Genomic DNA, 18,055 nt, shown 5'->3' on the forward strand with positions numbered 1-18,055 from the left:
GGCGGGGTCTGCCGCCGCTCGGCTGCTGCTGGAGCCTTGTTGGGCAGGGGTGGCTCCGGGCGGGGCGGCACTCGCGGGTGACGCGGGAAGCGTCAGGGTCGCGGCCGTGGCCAGGCCGGCGACCGCCGCGAGTAAGGCTTTGGGTTTCACGCTGTGGTGCTCCTTTCGGCGGGCTCCCTCCGGCCGTTGCCGTCTTGTGGGCGTGCGCGGGCCGCCGCGCGGTCAGGGGTGTCCTGGGTCGCGGGGCGTGAGGGGGATGTGGGGGGTGATAAAGGGTGACGGATACAGCAAGCGGACCGTTTCGCCTTGTTGCCGCCAGACGCTAAGCGCTGGTTGACTGCTCGAAAATACGTATGTTCATCGGTAGGCATACCGACATTTCTGTTACCGCTGGTCACACCCATCCACGTGCGGATAACAGCCACGATGCTGGACAATCGGGCACGTGCAGTTCGGCATCCTGGGCCCGTTGGAGGTGCGATCGGCCGGCGGCGACCCGATCGCCGTGGGCGGTCCCCGACCGCGTGCCCTGCTCGTCCTGCTGCTGCTGGAGGCGAGCCGGACGGTCGGCGTCGACCGGCTCATCGACGCCCAGTACGGCGAGAGCCCGCCGGCCGGCGCGGCCAACGCCGTGCAGGCGCAGATCTCCCGGCTGCGCCGCAACCTGCCCGCCGACCTGATCGAGTTCCACGGCGCCGGCTACCGGCTGGCGGTCCCGCCCGAGGACGTCGACGCCCACCGCTTCGAGCGGCTGGCCCGCGACGGCCGGCGGCTGCTCGCGGCGGGCCGGCACGCGGCGGCGGCGGCCGTCCTGCGGGAGTGCCTGGATCTGTGGCGCGGCCCGGCGCTCGCGGACGTGCGCGAGGCCGCCTACGCGCCCGGGCAGGCCGACCGGCTGGAGGAGCTGCGCCTCGCGGCCCGGGAGGACCTGTACGAGGCCGACCTGCACCTGCCCGAGGCCGAGCCCGCGGCGGGGCTGCGCGAGCTGGTCGCCGCCCACCCCCTGCGGGAACGCCCGCGCGCCCTGCTGATGCGCGCCCTGCACGCGGCCGGACGGCAGGCCGAGGCGCTGGCCGTCTACGACGAGGGGCGGCGGCTGCTCGCCGACGAGCTGGGCGCCGACCCCTCGCCCGAGCTGGCGGCGCTGCACCTGGCGATCCTGCGCGGCGAGCAGCGGCGCGCGCACGCCACGCGGTCGGCGCCGCCGCCGCAGCTCACCACGTTCGTCGGCCGCGAGGAGGAGCTGGCGCGCCTGGCCGCGCTGCGCGGGGCGCGCCTGGTCACGATCACCGGCCCCGGCGGCACCGGCAAGACCCGCCTGGCCGTCGAGGCCGCCACCCGCGACCAGGAGCGGCAGGCGTGCTTCGCCGACCTGTCGCCCGCGGCCGGGGAGGGGCAGGTGCCGCTGCTGGTGCTGAACGCGCTCGGGCTGCGCGAGTCGGCGCTCAGCCCGGGCGTCCCCGGCCTGGCCGACCCCGCCGAGCGCCTGGTCGCCGCCCTCGCCGAGCAGGACCTGCTGCTCATCCTGGACAACTGCGAGCACGTCGTCGCCGAGGCCGCCACGCTGGCCCGCCGCCTCCTGGCCGGCTGTCCCGGCGTGCGCGTCCTGGCCACCAGCAGGGAGCCGCTGGGCATCACCGGCGAGCACCTGGTGCCGCTGCCGCCGCTGGGCACCCCGCCCCCGGGCACTTCCGCCGGGGACGCGCTCGCCTACCCGGCGATCAGGCTGTTCGCCGACCGGGCCGCCGCCGTACGGCCGGGGCTGGAGCTGGACCTCGACGCGACGCTGAGCATCTGCGCGGCTCTGGACGGCCTGCCGCTGGCCATCGAACTGGCCGCGGCCCGGGTGCGCACGTTCCCCGTGGCGGAGATCGCCGCGCGGCTGGCCGAGCACGGCCGGTTCCGGCTGCTCTCGCGCGGCGACCGCACGGCCGCCGCCCGGCACCGGACGCTGCACGCGGTGGTGGAGTGGAGCTGGGACCTGCTGGACGCCGAGGAGCAGGTGCTGGCCAGGCGGTTCTCGGTGTTCTCCGGCGGGGCCCGGCTGGAGGCGGTCGAGCGGGTGTGCGGCGAGGACAGCGCCGTGCTGCTGGCCGATCTGGTGGACAAGTCGCTGGTGGAGACCGCCGGCGACCGCTACCGCATGCTCGACACCGTCCGGCTGTTCTGCGCCGGGCGGCTGGCCGAGGCGGGCGAGGAGGAGCGGATGCGCGCCGCGCACGCCGCCTGGCACCTGGCGCACGCCCAGCGCGCCGAACCCCATCTCTACCGTGCCGAGCAGCTCGAATGGCTGGCCCGCCTGGGGGCCGACGACGCCGATCTCCAGGCCGCGCTGCGCTGGAGCGTCGAGCACGACCAGCGGGTCGCGCTGCGGCTGATCGCCGCCCTGGCCATGTACTGGTATCTGAGCGGGCGGCGCGGCCAGGCCGTCCAGCCGGCCCGGCGGCTGCTCGACGTGCTCGGCCCCGAGCCGCCGGCGGACCTGACCGACGAGTACGTGCTCGCCGTCCTGCACGCCGCCCCCGGCACCGGGTCGCCGCACTGGAGGCGGGCCGCCGAGATCACGACGGACCCGGACCGGCCGGTACGGCATCCGTTCGCCGCCGCATTGTGGGGCATGACCGCGGGGCCGCCCGAGCGCGACGTGGAACGGCCGCGGCAGCGCGAGCTGGGCGGCGACCCGTGGAGCCGGGCGCTCGGCCGGCTCGGCGAAGCGCTGCTCCTGCTGCTGAACGGCGGCATCGTGGCGGCCGAGCGGGAGCTGGAGATCGTGCTGGCGGAGTTCGGCGCGCTGGGCGAGCGCTGGGGGAAGGCGCAGGGGCTCGACTGGCTGGCGGTCATCGCGGGCTGGCGCGGCGAGTGGGCGCGGGCGACGGAGCTGTGGGCGCAGGCGCTCGAACTGCTCGACGAGCTCGGGGCGCTGGACGAGCTGGTGGACGTGCTGTGCCGGCGAGCCGACGCCCGGCTGCGCGCGGGCGACCTGGCCGCGGCCAGGGCCGACTGCCTGCGCGCCCGTGAGCTGGCCCGCGAGCTGGGGCGGCCCGAGCTGACGGCGGCCGTGCACGTGAGGCTGGGCGACCTGGCCAGGATCGAGGGGGATCTCGGCGAGGCCGCCGAACGGCTGCGGGACGCGCTGGCCGCCACCGCTCCGGGCTCCCCGCTGGCCGGCAGCACGGATCCGCAGGTGCTCACGGCGCTGGCCCGGCTGGCCCAGGCCAGGGGCGAGGCGGCCGAGGCCGTGGCCCGGCACCGGGAGGCGGTGGCCGTCGCGCTGCGCTCGCCGGTCGACAGCGACCTGGCCGACGCCGTCGAGGGCCTGGCCGGGGCCGCCCTGCTCGACGACCCGCCGGAACGGGCGGCGCTGCTGCTCGGCGTGGGGGTGGCGCTGCGCGGGACGGCGGTGACCGGCGACCACGACGTGGCCGCGACGGCCGCCGCCGCCACGGCCGCGCTCGGCCCGGCGCGCTTCGCCGCCCTGTACGCCCGCGGCGCCGCGATGACCAGGGACGAGGCCCGGTCCACGATCCTCACCTGACAGTCCGGGACGGCCGCGCCGGGGACTGTCAGCCGGTCGTCGCCGGGCTGTCAGCGCTCCCGGCGAGGCTTGCCGACATGAGAGACAACCTGCACAACACCCGCGTACTCATCTCCGGAGCCAGCATCGGCGGCCCCGCGCTGGCCCACTGCCTGGCCCGCCACGGCTGCAACGTCACCGTCGTGGAGAAGGCGCCGGCCCTGCGCGAGGGCGGCCAGGCGGTGGACTTCAAGGGCGAGACCCACCACACCGTCCTGACCCGCATGGGCATCCTGGACGACGTGCGCCGCCTCCAGACCGGCGGCACCGACCAGTACTTCGTGGACGCCGACGGCCGCACGCTCGGAGTCATGCCCGGCGAGTTCACCGGCGGCGACATCGAGATCCGCCGCGGCGACCTGGCCCGCCTGCTGTACGAGCGCACCGCGTCAACCTGCGAGTACGTCTTCGGCGACTCCATCACCTCGCTCACCGAGGCCGCGGGCGGCGTGCACGTCACCTTCGAACGCTCGGCCCCCCGCACGTTCGACCTGGTCGTGGGCGCGGACGGCATCCACTCCAACGTCCGCAGGCTGGCCTTCGGCCCCGAGTCCGAGTGCGTGGACTTCCTCGGCCACTACTACGCGCTGGTGGAGCTGGACCGCGACTTCGGCCCGCACGGCCAGATGTACAACGAGCCCGGCAGGATGGTCGCGGTCGGCGGGCCGAAGGCGCCGGCGTTCTTCGTCTTCGCCTCCGAGCGGCTCGACTACGACCGTTACGACGTCGAGCAGCAGAAGGCGATCCTGGAGCGGGCCTACGCCGGCATGGGCTGGCGCACCCCGCAGGTCCTCGACGCGGTGCGCGGCGCCAAGGACGTCTACCTCGACTCGATCAGCCGGGTGAGCATCGACCGGTACGTCCACGGCCGGGTGGCGCTGCTGGGCGACGCGGCGTACGGCAGCACGCTGGGCGGGTTCGGCAGCGGGCTGGCCCTGGTGGGGGCGTACGTGCTGGCCGAGGAGCTGGCCGCGGCGGGCGGCGACCACCGCGTGGCCTTCGCCGAGTACGAACGCCAGATGCGCCGCTACTCCAAGGTCACGAGGAGCGGCAACAACGCGGGCACGTTCCTGGCGCCCGGCTCCCCTGCCGGGATCCGCATGCGGAACTGGACCTTCAAGTTCGGCTTCCTGCTCGGCCTGATGATGAAGGTGACCGACAAGTTCGCCACCAACATCGCGCTGAAGGACTACTGAACGGGCACCCGGCCCACGCCCGCGTCGAGCCGGAGCCGGGGCGTGCCGTCCAGCGGCGGGACGTGGTCGTCGTCCGTGAGCCGCCAGTCCTGGACGGGCACCAGGCCGGGCCCGATCAGCTCGAACCCGTCGAACAGCCGCAGCACCTCGCCGTGGCTGCGGAACGCGCCCTGGGCGGGCGAGCCGGCGGTGGCCAGGCGGAGCTGGGCGATGGCCTCGGGAGAGCTCTCGGCCATCGCGTGGGAGAGCACCAGATGGCTGCCGGGCGCCATGGGCTTCCTGAAGGCGGCGACGATGCCGGGCGGGTCCTCGGCGTCCATGACGAAGTGCAGCACGCCGACCATCAGCACGCAGACCGGCTGGTCGAAGTCGATGAGGCCGGTGACGTGCGGGTCGGCGAGTATGTCGGCGGGCCTGCGCAGGTCGCCCTGGATGCCGGCGACGCCGGGCTGGTCGGCGAGCAGCACCTGGGCGTGCAGGCGGACCATCGGGTCGTGGTCCACGTAGACCACCCGGCAGGCGGGGCTCACCTCGCGGACGGTCTCGTGGATGCTGGGCGAGGTCGGGATGCCGGTGCCGAGATCGATGAACTGGCGCACGCCCTGGCGGGCGACGTGGCGCACGGCCTCGATCTGGAAGCGGCGGTTGGCCCTGGCGACGGCTCGGGCGTCGGGCGCGACGGCCAGCAGCCGCTCGGCGACCGCGCGGTCGACGGCGACGTTGTCCTTGCCGCCGAGCAGGTAGTCGTACACCCGGGCCGAGCTCGGCACGTTCGGATCCACGCCGGGCGGAACACGTTCTAGCTCAGACATGGTGACCCATTTCCTCGCCTGCCACTGTTCGGTGGCCATACTAATCGGTAACTTACCGGAACGTGTTCTATTTGGCCGCGTAACCGCAGGAGCGGGGGTCGTCGAACTCGGGGTCGAGCTCGATCCTGCTCAGCACCGTCGCGTCGATCGGACGGCGGATCGTGCCGGCCGTGGCGCAGTCGTAGAACACGTACGCGCCGGAGTCCTGGCCGAGCACCAGCCAGCGCTGCCCCTTCGACAGGAGCTTGCCGGAGTCGTCGCGCACCTCGGCCCACTGGTTGGAGAACCCGGTGAGCTGGAGCACGAGGTTGGCCTCGCCGCGGTCGTGCACCGCCTCGGCCCCCTGCGTCATCCAGCCGACGAGCACGAACCCCAGGCCCACCCCCACCAGCGCGCCGGTCAGCACGCGCATCGCGGCCCGTCCGGTGGGCCGCGCCCGCAGCAACCGGTACGGCACCAGCAGGCAGAACAGCCCGACCACCGCGACCGTGATCAGCACCGGTGTGCCGGTGACGTCGAGGATGCCGAGCAGCCCCCAGTACGCGACGCCCGACAGCGCCGCGCCCACCGCGGCGGCCAGCCACGGCTGTTCCCGCCCCCGGTCGAGGACGCGTCCGGCGGCGCCGCGGGTGATCCGGTCGAGCAGCCACCAGGCGCCCACGACCAGGCCGAGCAGCGGCAGCAGGGTCAGGAAGAGCAGCACGAGCGTCGCCACCAGGTGGCCGAAGATGCTCGCCTGGGTGAGCCCGGCCTGCTCAGGGGTGATGCCGAAGGTGTCGTAGACGCTCTCGAAGCCCAGGTAGAGCAGGGCGTACACGGCGACGGCGATCGGCACGACGACCGTGCCGATCTTCTCCATCACCTCCAGCACACTGCCCCTGGCGGACGCGGTCCCCGGCGCCGTGGCGACGGAGGGCGCGGCGGGTGCCGGGGGCGCTGGGGGGAGCGTCTGATGTGTCATGGCACAAGAGGATGCATCAGGCCAGGAGCGGCGTCATCCGCCGGGCCGGGCGAAGCGGCGCAGCAGGGCGTCCGCCTCGGCGAAACCGGCCACCACGTCGGCAGCCGTGCGCCGTTCCCGGACCATCCCGACGGCCTGGCCCGCGTAGATGCAGGCGGTGTCGAAGTCGCCGTCGCGGCGGGCGGCGGCGATCCGCGCCGCGGCCTCCTCGTCGGCCGCCAGCTCCTCCTCGTGACCGGCCCAGCGGTCGAAGAACGTGTTGCGCAGGGCCCGGCCGCCGTACTCGGCCGGCCAGTCGAGGCGCTGGGCCACGTCGAAGACGCGGCCGTAGGCGGTGTCGGTCTCGGCTGCGGCCAGCACGCGGGCCGCCGCCGTCTCCGGCAGGGCCGTCTCCGCGCAGCCCATGAACGCCGTGCCGGCCCACGCGCCCTCGGCCCCCGCCGCCAGCACGGCGGCCAGCCCGCGCGCGGTGGCGATGCCGCCCGCCGCCAGCACCGGGACGCGGACGGCGTCGAGCACGCTCTGGAGCAGCGGCAGCGTGCCGACGTCGGCCCGGCCGTGGCCGCCCGCCTCGGCCCCGCGCGCCACGACCGCGTCGACGCCGGCCTGCTCGGCGGCGCGGGCCTCGTCGGTGGTGCCCGCCTGCGTGACGACCGTGATGCCGGCCTGCCGCAGCTCCGCCACGTACCGCTGGTACGGCCCGAAGCTCACGGAGACGAGCCGCGGCCGGGCCGCGAGCACGGCCTCGAACTGGGCCGGGTTGCCGGGCAGCGCCCAGGCCATGAGCCCGATCCCGTACGGCCGCCCGCTCCCGGCGGCGACGGCGGCCTCGGCCTCGATCCAGGAGGCGGGGGCGGCGGCGGACACCCCGATCACGCCGAGCGCGCCGGCCGCGGAGACGGCGGCGGCCAGCCGGCCCGCGCCCACTCCGGCCATGGGCGCGCCCACCAGGGGCACCGTCAACCCGAACCGCTCGGTCAACCACGTCCGCACGCCGGCCTCCTTGCACGTCGCCTGCCGTTGTCAGTCTCGCACCCTGCCCTCTGCGAGCATGGCGGGAGGGCGACAACGCAGGATCCGTACGAAAGTAGAGCCGGATGACCGATGCGCCGGAGGCGGCGGCTGTGCATCCTGGTGGGGACGGGTCCGGCGCGCGTGGCCTGTTGGGAACCCGAGAGGAGTCGCCAGGACATGGACAGCGCTGCGAGCCGCCCGACCGTGGTCTTGGACAACGGTGTCGTCGGCCGGATCATGCTGGCCCACCGGTCGAGGAGCGATCTCGTGCTCGTGCTCGGCATGGACGGCACCCTGCTGAGCTGCGACCTCGATGGCATCGCCTGCGTGGTCGGCGGCCGCCCCCTGTGCCGCGACGGCTGAGCCGCGGCGGAGGCGGCGACGCCCCCGCGCACGGCGGTCAGGACCGGGCGACCAGGGCGGCCAGTTCGCCGACGGCGGCGAAGTCGTTGGTGAGGCGGTTCTTGGTGAGGGCGACGGCGGTGCCGGTCGCGGTGTCGGCCCACGCGTAGCTGCCGCCCGCCCCGCCGATGCCGAACGCCGTCGCGCTCTCCTGCGGCGAGCCGCCGGGAAGCCCGATGGTGAAGCCGAGACCCCACGTCGAGGGCATGCCGAAGACCTCGTCCGGGCCGCTGTAGGCCACCGTGGTCGCCTCACGCAGCCGATCCGGCGAGATCAGCCGCACGCCGTCCACCTCGCCGAGCAGGGCGGCGTACATGCGCGCGATCGCCCTGGCCGAGGTCTTGCCGCCGGCCGGGATGTCGGCGGTCAGGTAGTCGGGCCTGCTGCCGAGGGCGGCATTGGGCATCAGCTCCATCGGCCCGGCCCTGAACATCGGCAGGTCGGCCGGCATGTCCCCGAACGCCGACGGGTCCATCGGCTCGTCCTCCAGGCGGGCCAGGCGGTGCTGCTCCGCCGGCGGCATGCCGAAGTAGAGCTCGCGGGCCACGCCCAGCGGGCCGGAGACGTCCTCCAGCAGCACCTGCGAGATGCGCTTGCCGGTGGCCCTGCGGACGATCTCGCCGACGAGGAAGCCGAAGGTGTAGGCGTGGTAGCCCATCTTCGTGCCCGGCTCCCACCACAGCTCGGCGTTCTCCAGGGCGGCGACCATCTTGTCCCAGTCGCAGACGTCCTCGGGCGTCGTGTCGAGCGGCACGCCGGGCACGCCGGCCGTGTGGGTCAGCACGTGGCGGACGGTCACGCCGCCCTTGCCGTTCCTGGCGAACTCCGGCCACAGGTCGGCGACCGGGGTGTCGTAGTCGTACAGGCCGCGCTCGGCCAGCATGTGGGCGACCGTGGAGGTCGCGCCCTTGCCGATGGAGAAGTTGTAGAACGGGGTGTCGGAGGTGACCGGCCGGCCGGTCTCCGGGTCGGCCACGCCCGCCACCACGTCCACGATCTGCGCGCCGTCGCGGTAGACGGCCACCTGCAACCCGCGCTCGGCGCCTGACTCGACCAGCTTGTCGGCGGTCTGCTGCACCTGCTGCTGAAGGTCGCTCATGAGGTCGTCACTCCTGTTCGTTTCGGGAACTGGACGGTACAGTACTCAAATGAGTACGGAACTGTCCAGTACTATGCGAACTCATGATCGAAAAGGTGGCGTGACAGTGACCGACGAGGACGGCCGGACGGCCCGCAAGCGCAGGCAGATCCTGGACGCGGCGCGCGCGGTGTTCCTGCGCAACGGCTACGTGGGCGCGAGCATGGACGAGGTCGCCTCGATCGCCGCGGTCTCGAAACAGACCGTGTACAAGCACTTCAGCGACAAGGAACAGCTCTTCACCACGATCATCCTCGACACCACGGCGCAGATCGAGGGCCTGGCCAAGCTGATCACCGAGTCGCTGGAGGGCGACGACGACCTGGAGAAGGGGCTGCGCAAGCTGGCCCACGAGTTCCTGGCCTCGATCATGCAGCCCGACGTGCTGCGGCTGCGAAGGCTGATCATCGCCGAGGCCGACCGCTTCCCCGACCTCGGCCGCACCTGGTACGAGCAGGGCTTCGAGCGTTCGCTGGAGAGCATGTCCACGGCCTTCGGCCGCCTGGCCGGGCACGGCCTGCGTCCCATGGACGACCCCCGGCTGGCCGCCGACCACTTCGTCGGCCTGCTGCTGTGGGTCCCGGTGAACAGGGTCATGTTCGCGGGCGGCGGCGAGCACCACACCGAGGCCGAGCTCGACCGGCTCGCCGACGCCGCGGTGGAGGTCTTCCTGCGCGCCTACGGGGCCTAACCGGTCAGGAACTGCTTGAGCCCGGCGGCCAGCGAGCCGGCCATCTCTCCGCGGAACTCCCCGTCGGACATCTTGGCGGCGTCGCCCGGGTTGGCCATGTTGCCGCACTCGATGAACACCGCCGGGCGGGTGGACAGGTTGAGCCCGCCCAGGTCGGTGCGCGTCTGCAGGCCCTGCTCGCCGGTGTAGGTGGCGTACGGCAGGCCGGTGCCGTCGCGGAAGGCGTTCCGGACGGCCACGCCGAGCCTCCTGGACGGCTGGATGATCGCGTCGTTGTGCCCGGCCACCAGGCCCGGCAGGATCACGTGGAAGCCGTGGCCCGCCGGCGGCGCGCCGTCGGCGTGGATGGACAGGACGGCGTCCGCCCGCGCCTTGTTGCCGATGGCCGCCCGCTCGTTGATGCAGGGGCCGACGCCGGTGTCGTCCGGCCTGGTCAGCACCACCTTGGCGCCCATGTCTTCGAGCAGCGGCTTCAGGCGGTTCGCGACGTCCCAGGTGAAGGCGTGCTCGGTGTAGCCGGCGGCGGTCTGGGTGCCGGTGGTGTTACAGGGTTTGCGTCCGGTGATGATGTCGACCGGGCGGCTGATCTCCTTGGGATGGGAGGCGTTGCCGCCGTTGTGCCCGGGGTCGAGCACGACGACCTTCCCGGCCAGCGCGTTCCGCGTGCTCTGCGACGGCGCGCCGGAGGTCACGACCACCCCCTGGGTGGTGCGCACGGGGCCGCCGCCGCAGGCCGCCGACAGCGCGGCCAGGGCGGTCAGCAGCACCGGGACGGCTGGGTGAACGCGCATGCTAGTCGCGGTCCCAGTTCAGGCCGGGCACCGGCGGCTCCTCGCGCTTGCGGATCAGGTACGGCGGCATGACCAGGGCGTGCAGGTTCGTCGAGAGCAGGGTGCCGATCGACTGCTCGGGCGTCTCGGTCAGCGGCTCCCCGGGGCCGTTGAGCGAGGCGTTGACCAGCACCGGGGAGCCCGTGGCCGCGTGCCACCCGGTCAGCAGGGCGTGCAGGAACGGCGTGGCCTGCTCCTCCACGGTCTGGATCCGCGCCGTGCCGTCCACGTGGGTCACGCCCGGCAGGCTCGCGCGGTGCTCGGGACGCACGTCCACGACGCACTGCAGGAACGGGGCCGGGCGGTCGACGCCGAAGAGGCGCTCGGCGTGCTCGGCCAGCACCAGCGCGGCCAGCGGGCGGAACCACTCGCGGCCCTTGACCTCGAAGTTGACGTAGTCCTGCACGTCCGGCCTGGCCGGGTCGGCGAGCACGCTGCGGTTGCCGAGCGCGCTCGGGCCCGACTCGCTGCGGCCCTGGTGCAGGCCCACGACCCGGCCGCTCTCCAGCAGCGACACGGTCGCGCCGACGAGGTCCGCCGGCTGCTCGGCCACCAGGCCGTCCGGCAGGCTCCGCACCGCGGCGGCGATCTCGGTCTCGTCCGGGTCGGGGCCGAGGAAGTCGTCGGTCCAGCGGAAGCGGCTCTCGACGCCGAGGCATTCGATGAGCCCGTACAGGGCGCAGCCCACGGCGGTGCCGCCGTCGTGCGGGCTCGGCGGGATGAACACCTCGCGGAACGGCGACTCGCGGACGATCCGGCCGTTGGCCGTGGCGTTGAGCGCGGCGCCGCCGGCGTAGACCAGCCGGTCCAGGCCGGTCTGCCCGTGCAGCCAGGCGACCACCTGGGCCAGGGCGTTCTCGAAGACGCGCTGGCCGGCCGCGGCCAGGTCCGCCGCGCGGGAGAAGCGTTCGCCGCCGGGCTCGTAGACGTAGGCGTCCCGCTGGGCGAAGGTCTCGATCCACTCCTCGGGGATGAACACCTCGTGGCCGCGTACGTCGAGGTCGGGCAGGCCGTAGACGTACGCGTCGCCGAACGGGGCCAGGCCCATGACCTTGGCCTCGTTGCCCTCGCCCTCGGGCCACAGCAGCCTGGTCAGCAGGGTGTAGAAGCAGCCGAGGCCGGTCGGCCGGGCCCAGTCGCCGTCCCAGAGCTGCTTGGCCAGGCACTCGACCGGGCCGCCGCGCTCGCAGCGGTAGAACGAGGCGACCTCCAGCATGTCGTCGCGGGTGCCCTTCGGCAGCCGGACCGGCTCGGTGAAGTCCCTGACCCGGCTGCCCTGCGCGCCGATCACCAGGCCCGCCGCCCGGTCGAACGGCGAGGGCGGGAACGCGCTGTAGAGGTGGCTGAGATGGTGGGAGACCAGGACGACCCGGGCGTCCTCCTTGAGGCTCAGCGTCTCGCGCAGCTCCTCTTCGTAGGCGTCCTTGTGCTCGATCTCGGTGTCGGCGGCGTATCCCTCGACCACGAGGTCCACGGACTCCTTGAGCAGCGGCATCTCGGGCAGGTACAGGTCCGGCAGGTCGCCCAGACGGCCCCAGTGGTGCCTGCGCCGGGTGATGCGCTCCTTCTGCAGGCTGTACATGCCCGACTCGCCCACAGCGACAGCAACAGAACCATCCTGAGTACGATTTATGCCGACAACGATAGGAACATCCGTCATCTCTGGTACCTCCTGGGCTGTGATCACCGGCACCAGTACCCGGGCCCGGGACAAGACCATCCCTCAACCGCGTAACGGACACGTCAGCCCGCAGCCGCCCGCGAACCGGGCGAACTTGTGCGCCCGCCGCGCAGTCAAACCCTGCATGACGACGAAGCACATCATCGCGGCGGCGACCCTCGCGGCGGGCGTCGCGCTGGCCGGGATCGCCTCCCCCGCGCTCGCCGCCCCCGCCTTCGGCCCCCAGGGATACGGCGGGGTCACGCTGGGCATGAGCGCCAAGGCCGCCCAGGCCACCGGGAAGATCGTCCACAAGCCCGGCCTCGACTCCCCCACCTGCTCCGGCTGGGACCTCAAGGCCCAGCGGACCGGCCGCGACGCGGTCGGCCTCTTCATCTCCAAGAAGCAGGGCGTGGCGATCATCTTCGCCCCGAAGGGCGCCAAGACGCCGCAGGGCATCGGCATCGGCTCGACCAACGCCCAGCTCAAGCGCGCGTACGCGAACAAGCTGCGGACGGCCGCGAGCGGCTTCCCGTACGTCGCCGTGCCGGGCAACGCCAAGGCGCACTACTACTTCCTGCTCCGCGGCGGCAAGATCTACGAGATGGGCCTGGCCCTCGACAAGCAGGACTGCGCGAACTGACGATCCGAAACCCCGGCGACCATCGGTTGACGGGCCCGATCGGGCGGCACCGGCTTCTCCATGAAGCCGGTGTTTTTTATTTCCCGATAAATAGGGTCTAGCCCGGAGATGCGGGTTTTTGGTACAAATTGCCGCTGGCGGCTACACGCTGCTTCCTGAACCGGTCATCCACCAATTCCTATAGTGAGCGGGCCGATTTTTGCTTGCCGATGATTTCTTCTTCGTCTGCTGGGACGCGACGGGCTCGGGCAAGCCTCGGCTGCACGTCCCGGGCGTGGCGCTCGGCCTGGCCGGGGCGCTGCTCGCGGAGCTGGTGCTGGAGCAGCGGATCACCGTCGAGGGGGTCCGGCTGCGGGTGGTCGACCGGCGCCGGGTCCCGGACGAGCTGACCGGAAAGGTGCTGACCGAAATAGGCAATTCCCCGCAGCACACCGATGTGCGGACCTGGCTGGCCTACCTCGCGCAACGCTCGGTCACCGAAGTAACCAGCCGGTTGATGGGTAATGGTCTGCTCGACCGCGAATCCCCACGGCTGCTCAAGCGTAAACAATTCCGCTATTTCTCCACGGACTTCAACCGGGCCATGTGGCCCTCCGCCCGGCTGCGGCTCGCGCTGGTGAAGTGGCAGCCGCTGACCCCGCACGACATGGCGCTGGCGGCGCTGGCCGAGGCCTGCGACCTGACCGACGTCGTCGTCGAGGACCCGGCCGACCGGCGCGGCGCCCACCAGTACCTGACCACGGTGCTGGCCGCGATGCCCCAGCCGCTCAGCGACCTCGGCCGCCAGGTGAGCGCGGCCGTCGGCGACGCCGTCCTGACCTACCGGACGTGAGCCCCGGACCGCCGACCCGACCACACCGCACCTGAACCCCCCAGGAAAGGAACGCGATGCCCTCCGCGAGATCCGGCGCCGCGCCCGACCCGATCGCCGGCGCCCTGGCCGCCGACCGGCTCGGCGCGCCCTCGGTCGTCTACTTCGTCCTGTCGGCCGCCGCGCCGCTCACCGTCGTCGCCGGTGTGATCACCACCGGCTACGCCGTCACCGGCATCACCGGGCTGCCGATCGCGTTCCTGGTCGTGGGCGCGGTGCTGGCGGTGTTCGCGGTCGGGTACGTGGCCATGGCCCGCCACATGGCCAACGCCGGCGCGTTCTACACCTACATCAGCCGGGGCCTCGGCCGTCCGGCGGGCATCGCGGCGGCCTGGGTGGCGCTGATCGCCTACAACGCCCTCCAGGTCGGCCTGTACGGCGCCTTCGGCGCGGCGGCCACCCCGCTGCTCGAACGCTGGTTCGGCGGCGCGCCGCCCTGGTGGGCCATCTCGCTGGTCGCCTGGGCGCTGGTGGGCGTACTCGGGCTGATGCGGGTGGACGTCAACGGGCGGCTGCTGGCCGTCCTGCTCACCGCCGAGGTGGCGGTCATCCTGCTGTTCGACCTGGCGGACCTGGTCAACCCGGCGCGGTCGGGGTTCTCGGCCGAGACGCTGTCGCCCGCGGCGCTGTTCGTGCCGGGGGTGGGGGCGCTGCTGGTCATCGCGACGCTCGGGTTCGTCGGGTTCGAGTCGTCGGTGGTGTTCTCGGAGGAGAGCCGGGATCCGCGGCGTACCGTGCCGCTGGCCACGTACGCGTCGGTGGCGATCATCGCGGGTCTGTACGCGCTGTCGTCGTGGGCGATGACGGTCGCCACGGGACCGGCGGACATCGTCGCCGCCGCGCGCCGCGACCAGGCCGAGACGATCTTCGTCATCGCGAACCAGCACCTCGGCGGCGCGGTCGTGGACATCGCCCGGGTGCTCTTCGTCACCAGCGTGTTCGCCGCCATGATCTCCTTCCACAACACCACCGCCCGGTACTTCTTCGCGCTCGGCCGCGAGCGGGTGCTGCCCGCCTTCTTCGGCCGCACCCGGCCGCGCAGCGGCGCGCCCCGGTCGGGCTCGATCGCGCAGACCGTGCTCGGGCTGGTCGTCATCGTGGTCTACGCGGTCCTGGGGCTCGACCCGCTGGTGCAGCTCTTCTTCTACGGCGGCTCGTTCGGCGGGTTCGGGGTGCTGCTGCTGGTGTTCGTGACCTCGATCGCGATCGTCGCCTTCTTCGCCCGGCAGCCGAGCGGCGAGAGCCTCGCGCGGCGGTTCCTGGCCCCCGTGCCCGCCGCGCTGGCGCTGGCGGTGATGGTGTGGCTCGCGCTGGACAACTTCGCGACGCTGCTCGGGGTGCCCGAGGGCGATCCGCTCGCCTGGATCCTGCCGGTCGTGTACGCGGTGGCCGCCCTGTTCGGCGTGGGCTGGGCGCTGGTCCTGCGCACGGGACAGCCGAGCGTGTACTCGCTGGTGGGCATGGGCGCCAAGGCCGCCGCCACGCCGGAGGCCGTCCGTTGAGGCGCGCGCAGGACGTGGCAGCGCACGACGTCCGCCGGGCGACGGCCGAGGACGCCGGCGCGGTCGCCGAGCTGATCGCGACCGCCTTCGCGCGGCTGCCCGCGGTGTCGTACCTGGTGCCCGAGCCGGCCGGGCGGCACGAGATCATGGTGGCCGACTTCCTGATCCTGGTCTCGCACGCCATCGAGCACGGCGAGGTGGACCTGCTCGACGAGGGCCGCGCGGTCGCGGTCTGGCTGACGCACACCGCCGACGCGCCGCTGCCCGAGCCGCCCGACTACGACCGCCGCCTGGCCGCCGCCACCGGCAGGTGGGCCGACCGCTTCCGGGTGCTGGACGAGCTGTTCGAACGGCACCACCCGGAGCCGCCGTACCACCACCTGGCGTTCCTGGCCGTGCACCCGGACCACCAGGGCCGGGGGCTCGGATCGGCGCTGCTGCGCCGCCACCACGCCCTGCTGGACGGCGCGCCCGCCTACCTGGAGGCCAGCAGCGCCCGCAGCCGCGACCTGTACGCCAGGCACGGCTACCAGGCCGAGGAGCCGTTCGCGCTGCCCGACGGCGCCCTGTTCTGGCCGATGTGGCGGCCGGGCGCCACCGGATGACGCAGCGGCGGCCCGGCGTCACCGGGTGACGCAGGGCCCCTCGCAGACGTCGGCGACCACGCCGGTCTTGAGGAACACCGACTTCTGCAGCTGGGCGGCCGGGGTCCTGCGCGGCTTCTCGTGCGGGTCCTCGCCCTGCGTGGGCGGGGTGTTGGTGAGCGGCGGCGCGGGGGCGCCGCTGTCCCACATCACCAGGGCCGAGCCGGGATGGGCCCGGCCGCGGATGCCGGGGATGCCCCAGAACGGCACGACGTCCGGGCTGCGTCCCGGAGCGAGGGCCGGGGTCAGCAGCCGGGCGCCGACGGTGCGGGCCTCGACCTCGGCGGTGACCGTGGCCACCTGGTGGTCGCCGAAGGCCACGTGCATGAGCACCCGGTGCCGCGGCGTCCCCGGGTAGGGGCGGTCGGTCAGGTGGGCGGCGTAGCCGTCGGCCTCGCCGCGGTCCCACGACATCTGCATGAGCGCCAGGATGAGCTGCTGGTCCAGCTTGTCGGGGTAGGCCCGGTCGAAGGCGGCCTGGAAGGGGGCGGCGTCGGCGCTGCGGTTGAACAGGGTGCTGTAGTTCATGCCGGTCACGCCGAGCACGCCGCGCTCGATGTCCTTCGACAGCGCGACCAGCGCGCCGCCCAGGATGCCGCCCTGGCTGTTGCCGTCGTACACCAGGCCGTGGCGCGGGTCGATCAGCGGGCGGCCGCCGGCGGTGCGGAAGGCGGGGTGGGCGGCGAAGCCGTCCGGGGCGGTCATGGCGCGGCCCAGGAACATGAAGTCGAGGAAGCCCTGCAACGTGCGGTCGGGGATCGTGCCGAACCGGGAGATGTCGGTGAAGACGGAGACGACGTTCGGGATGTCCTCGTCGGCCATGCCGATCCACTTGGTGGCGCAGAAGAGGAAGCCGTGCTCCTGCGCCATGGTCTTCACGTTCGACGCGCCCACCTCGGAGTGCCTGCCGAGCAGGCCGTGGCCGTACAGGGAGGGCCGGGCGGGGCGGTCGAAGGCGACGCGGGGGATCTCGCAGCGGAAGGGCGCCACCTGCTCGTTGCCGGGCAGGCGGGCCGGCAGGCCGTCCGGGCCGCGGTTGAGCGCCGACCCGGGCGGGCCGCCGGGCCGGTCGAGGTAGCTCGGCACGCGGAAGGTGCCCTCGACCCGGCGGGCGATCTGGGCGTCCTGCTCGGGGGTGAGGTCGGTGACCGAGGTGACCTCGAAGGCGGGCGCGCGGCCGCGCAGCGTGCGCAGGGCGTCGTCGCGCATGGCCAGCGCGGGACCGGCCAGGCCGCGCGCACTGGCGACGGTGAAGTCCCAGGCCAGGTAGAGGCCGCGGGTGCCGATACCGGCGCGGCGCAGCGCGGACAGCGCGGGCTGGAGGCGGCGCTGACGGTCGTGCAGCTCGTGGTCCGGCGGCAGGGGCCGCCCGGCGACCGCGGTGAAGGCGGGGCTCGGCGGGATCGGGGCGCCGGCGGCGTCGCGGAGGTCGCGCAGGGCGACGGCGTACCGGTGGCCCTCGCTCAGGTTGCGGGCCGGGCGCACGATCAGGGCCTGGCGGTCGGCCGGCGCGTTCGCGTCGAGCTCGGCCCAGTACGGCCACCGCTCCCCCGTCACGGTGTCCAGCAGCACGACGGGCGCGTCCCGGTCCAGCGACCTGCCGATGTCGGTGATGGGCGCGGCGCCCGTCCTGGCCAGGTCGAGCCCCGGCACCCTGGCCAGCAGCATCGAGCCCGGCGAGAAGCCGTCGTTCCTGTTCCACTCGGCGGGCGCGATCGGCACGCCGGCGACCGAGACCGGCATGGACCCGGCCGCGAAGGCCACCCGGCGGCCCGTGTCGGTGCCCCGGTCGGCGACGGTGAACCAGTCGTTCGGGAACGGCAGCAGGCAGGCCGCCGGATCGATCGGGTCGCAGCCGGACGGTTCGGGGACCGCCGAGGCCGGTGACGCCGTCGGGGCCGCGAGCGACGCGCAGGCCAGGGCGAGGACGGTGAGGAGACGGGGAAACACGCGCACGGGCACCTCGGGGGCTGATCGAGGCCGGGGGTCCGGGCCATGGTGGATCGCGCCGGGGCCGCCGTCAATCGGCTTCGCGGAATGCCGCCCAGATTTGTGAGGCGTCACAGATTTGACCGTCCGGATTTACCGCCCTGTCCAGTTCACAGAAGGACGAGCAG

15 protein-coding genes are annotated in these 18,055 nt (G+C 73.5%); 8 read left to right on the top strand and 7 right to left on the bottom strand.

Annotation, left to right across the window (positions count from 1 at the left end; all coding sequences use genetic code 11):
* The first annotated feature begins 445 nt into the window (after positions 1-445).
* Together ACIBQ6_RS13985 and ACIBQ6_RS13990 are read left to right on the top strand one after the other, a co-directional pair.
* Complete coding sequence (locus tag ACIBQ6_RS13985; protein WP_397212178.1) at positions 446-3,535, top strand: BTAD domain-containing putative transcriptional regulator; 3,090 nt, start codon at positions 446-448, stop codon at positions 3,533-3,535.
* Between the two features lie 77 nt (positions 3,536-3,612).
* Positions 3,613-4,770 (top strand): FAD-dependent monooxygenase, encoded by a 1,158-nt coding sequence (locus tag ACIBQ6_RS13990; protein WP_358291812.1) that lies wholly within the window; start codon positions 3,613-3,615, stop codon positions 4,768-4,770.
* Here ACIBQ6_RS13990 and ACIBQ6_RS13995 read toward each other — a convergent pair.
* The 3 genes from ACIBQ6_RS13995 to ACIBQ6_RS14005 all read right to left on the bottom strand — a co-directional run bounded on the left by ACIBQ6_RS13995 (position 4,764) and on the right by ACIBQ6_RS14005 (position 7,536).
* A complete protein-coding gene (locus ACIBQ6_RS13995) occupies positions 4,764-5,582 on the bottom strand; it encodes an SAM-dependent methyltransferase (protein ID WP_358291810.1) in 819 nt (272 codons plus the stop codon). The two genes, ACIBQ6_RS13990 and ACIBQ6_RS13995, sit on opposite strands and share 7 nt — an antisense overlap.
* A gap of 67 nt (positions 5,583-5,649) precedes the next feature.
* The gene (locus ACIBQ6_RS14000; RefSeq protein WP_397212180.1) at positions 5,650-6,453 is read right to left on the bottom strand and encodes a hypothetical protein; all 804 of its coding nucleotides are present in this window, start codon (positions 6,451-6,453) and stop codon (positions 5,650-5,652) included.
* 123 nt (positions 6,454-6,576) lie between these two features.
* Positions 6,577-7,536: an NAD(P)H-dependent flavin oxidoreductase gene (locus ACIBQ6_RS14005; protein WP_397212182.1), complete on the bottom strand. Its 960-nt coding sequence runs from the start codon at positions 7,534-7,536 to the stop codon at positions 6,577-6,579.
* 198 nt (positions 7,537-7,734) lie between these two features.
* On the opposite strand from ACIBQ6_RS14005, the gene ACIBQ6_RS14010 reads away from it, so the two are divergent.
* Positions 7,735-7,920 (top strand): hypothetical protein, encoded by a 186-nt coding sequence (locus ACIBQ6_RS14010; RefSeq protein ID WP_352320620.1) that lies wholly within the window; start codon positions 7,735-7,737, stop codon positions 7,918-7,920.
* Between the two features lie 37 nt (positions 7,921-7,957).
* Here ACIBQ6_RS14010 and ACIBQ6_RS14015 read toward each other — a convergent pair whose 3' ends face one another.
* Entirely contained in the window at positions 7,958-9,058 is a 1,101-nt protein-coding gene (locus ACIBQ6_RS14015; RefSeq protein WP_397212184.1) for a serine hydrolase domain-containing protein, read from the bottom strand.
* Positions 9,059-9,158: 100 nt separating this feature from the next.
* On the opposite strand from ACIBQ6_RS14015, the gene ACIBQ6_RS14020 reads away from it, so the two are divergent.
* Positions 9,159-9,788 carry a TetR/AcrR family transcriptional regulator gene (locus ACIBQ6_RS14020; RefSeq protein ID WP_397212186.1) on the top strand — a complete coding sequence of 210 codons (630 nt, stop codon included), beginning with the start codon at positions 9,159-9,161 and terminating at the stop codon, positions 9,786-9,788.
* Here ACIBQ6_RS14020 and ACIBQ6_RS14025 read toward each other — a convergent pair.
* Positions 9,785-10,579 carry an N-acetylmuramoyl-L-alanine amidase gene (locus ACIBQ6_RS14025; protein ID WP_397212188.1) on the bottom strand — a complete coding sequence of 265 codons (795 nt, stop codon included), beginning with the start codon at positions 10,577-10,579 and terminating at the stop codon, positions 9,785-9,787. The genes ACIBQ6_RS14020 and ACIBQ6_RS14025 overlap by 4 nt on opposite strands.
* A gap of 1 nt (position 10,580) precedes the next feature.
* On the bottom strand, positions 10,581-12,200 hold the full coding sequence (locus ACIBQ6_RS14030; RefSeq protein WP_397212190.1) for a carbamoyltransferase C-terminal domain-containing protein: 1,620 nt from the start codon (positions 12,198-12,200) through the stop codon (positions 10,581-10,583).
* 223 nt (positions 12,201-12,423) lie between these two features.
* Between ACIBQ6_RS14030 and ACIBQ6_RS14035 the strand changes: the two genes are divergently transcribed.
* The 4 genes from ACIBQ6_RS14035 to ACIBQ6_RS14050 all read left to right on the top strand — a co-directional run bounded on the left by ACIBQ6_RS14035 (position 12,424) and on the right by ACIBQ6_RS14050 (position 15,899).
* A complete protein-coding gene (locus tag ACIBQ6_RS14035) occupies positions 12,424-12,921 on the top strand; it encodes a hypothetical protein (RefSeq protein WP_397212192.1) in 498 nt (165 codons plus the stop codon).
* Between the two features lie 199 nt (positions 12,922-13,120).
* A complete protein-coding gene (locus ACIBQ6_RS14040) occupies positions 13,121-13,753 on the top strand; it encodes a GPP34 family phosphoprotein (protein ID WP_358291795.1) in 633 nt (210 codons plus the stop codon).
* A gap of 56 nt (positions 13,754-13,809) precedes the next feature.
* Positions 13,810-15,294 carry an APC family permease gene (locus ACIBQ6_RS14045; protein WP_397212194.1) on the top strand — a complete coding sequence of 495 codons (1,485 nt, stop codon included), beginning with the start codon at positions 13,810-13,812 and terminating at the stop codon, positions 15,292-15,294.
* A 14-nt stretch (positions 15,295-15,308) separates the two neighbouring features.
* Positions 15,309-15,899, top strand: a complete 591-nt coding sequence (locus ACIBQ6_RS14050) for a GNAT family N-acetyltransferase (protein ID WP_397212196.1) — start codon at positions 15,309-15,311, stop codon at positions 15,897-15,899.
* A gap of 18 nt (positions 15,900-15,917) precedes the next feature.
* Here the strand turns inward: ACIBQ6_RS14050 and ACIBQ6_RS14055 are convergent, their stop codons facing one another.
* A complete protein-coding gene (locus ACIBQ6_RS14055) occupies positions 15,918-17,888 on the bottom strand; it encodes a hypothetical protein (RefSeq protein WP_397212198.1) in 1,971 nt (656 codons plus the stop codon).
* Positions 17,889-18,055: the final 167 nt, after the last annotated feature.

It is taken from the genome of Nonomuraea sp. NPDC049655 (assembly GCF_044465465.1).
GTDB lineage: Bacteria > Actinomycetota > Actinomycetes > Streptosporangiales > Streptosporangiaceae > Nonomuraea.

What these genes read in the sequence shown, in the direction of transcription:
- ACIBQ6_RS13990 (WP_358291812.1), top strand. Translation starts at nt 3,613, where the DNA reads ATGAGAGACAACCTGCACAACACCCGCGTACTCATCTCCGGAGCCAGC.
- ACIBQ6_RS13995 (WP_358291810.1), bottom strand. Translation starts at nt 5,582, where the DNA reads ATGTCTGAGCTAGAACGTGTTCCGCCCGGCGTGGATCCGAACGTGCCG.
- ACIBQ6_RS14010 (WP_352320620.1), top strand. Translation starts at nt 7,735, where the DNA reads ATGGACAGCGCTGCGAGCCGCCCGACCGTGGTCTTGGACAACGGTGTC.
- ACIBQ6_RS14015 (WP_397212184.1), bottom strand. Translation starts at nt 9,058, where the DNA reads ATGAGCGACCTTCAGCAGCAGGTGCAGCAGACCGCCGACAAGCTGGTC.
- ACIBQ6_RS14025 (WP_397212188.1), bottom strand. Translation starts at nt 10,579, where the DNA reads ATGCGCGTTCACCCAGCCGTCCCGGTGCTGCTGACCGCCCTGGCCGCG.
- ACIBQ6_RS14030 (WP_397212190.1), bottom strand. Translation starts at nt 12,200, where the DNA reads ATGTACAGCCTGCAGAAGGAGCGCATCACCCGGCGCAGGCACCACTGG.
- ACIBQ6_RS14035 (WP_397212192.1), top strand. Translation starts at nt 12,424, where the DNA reads ATGACGACGAAGCACATCATCGCGGCGGCGACCCTCGCGGCGGGCGTC.
- ACIBQ6_RS14045 (WP_397212194.1), top strand. Translation starts at nt 13,810, where the DNA reads ATGCCCTCCGCGAGATCCGGCGCCGCGCCCGACCCGATCGCCGGCGCC.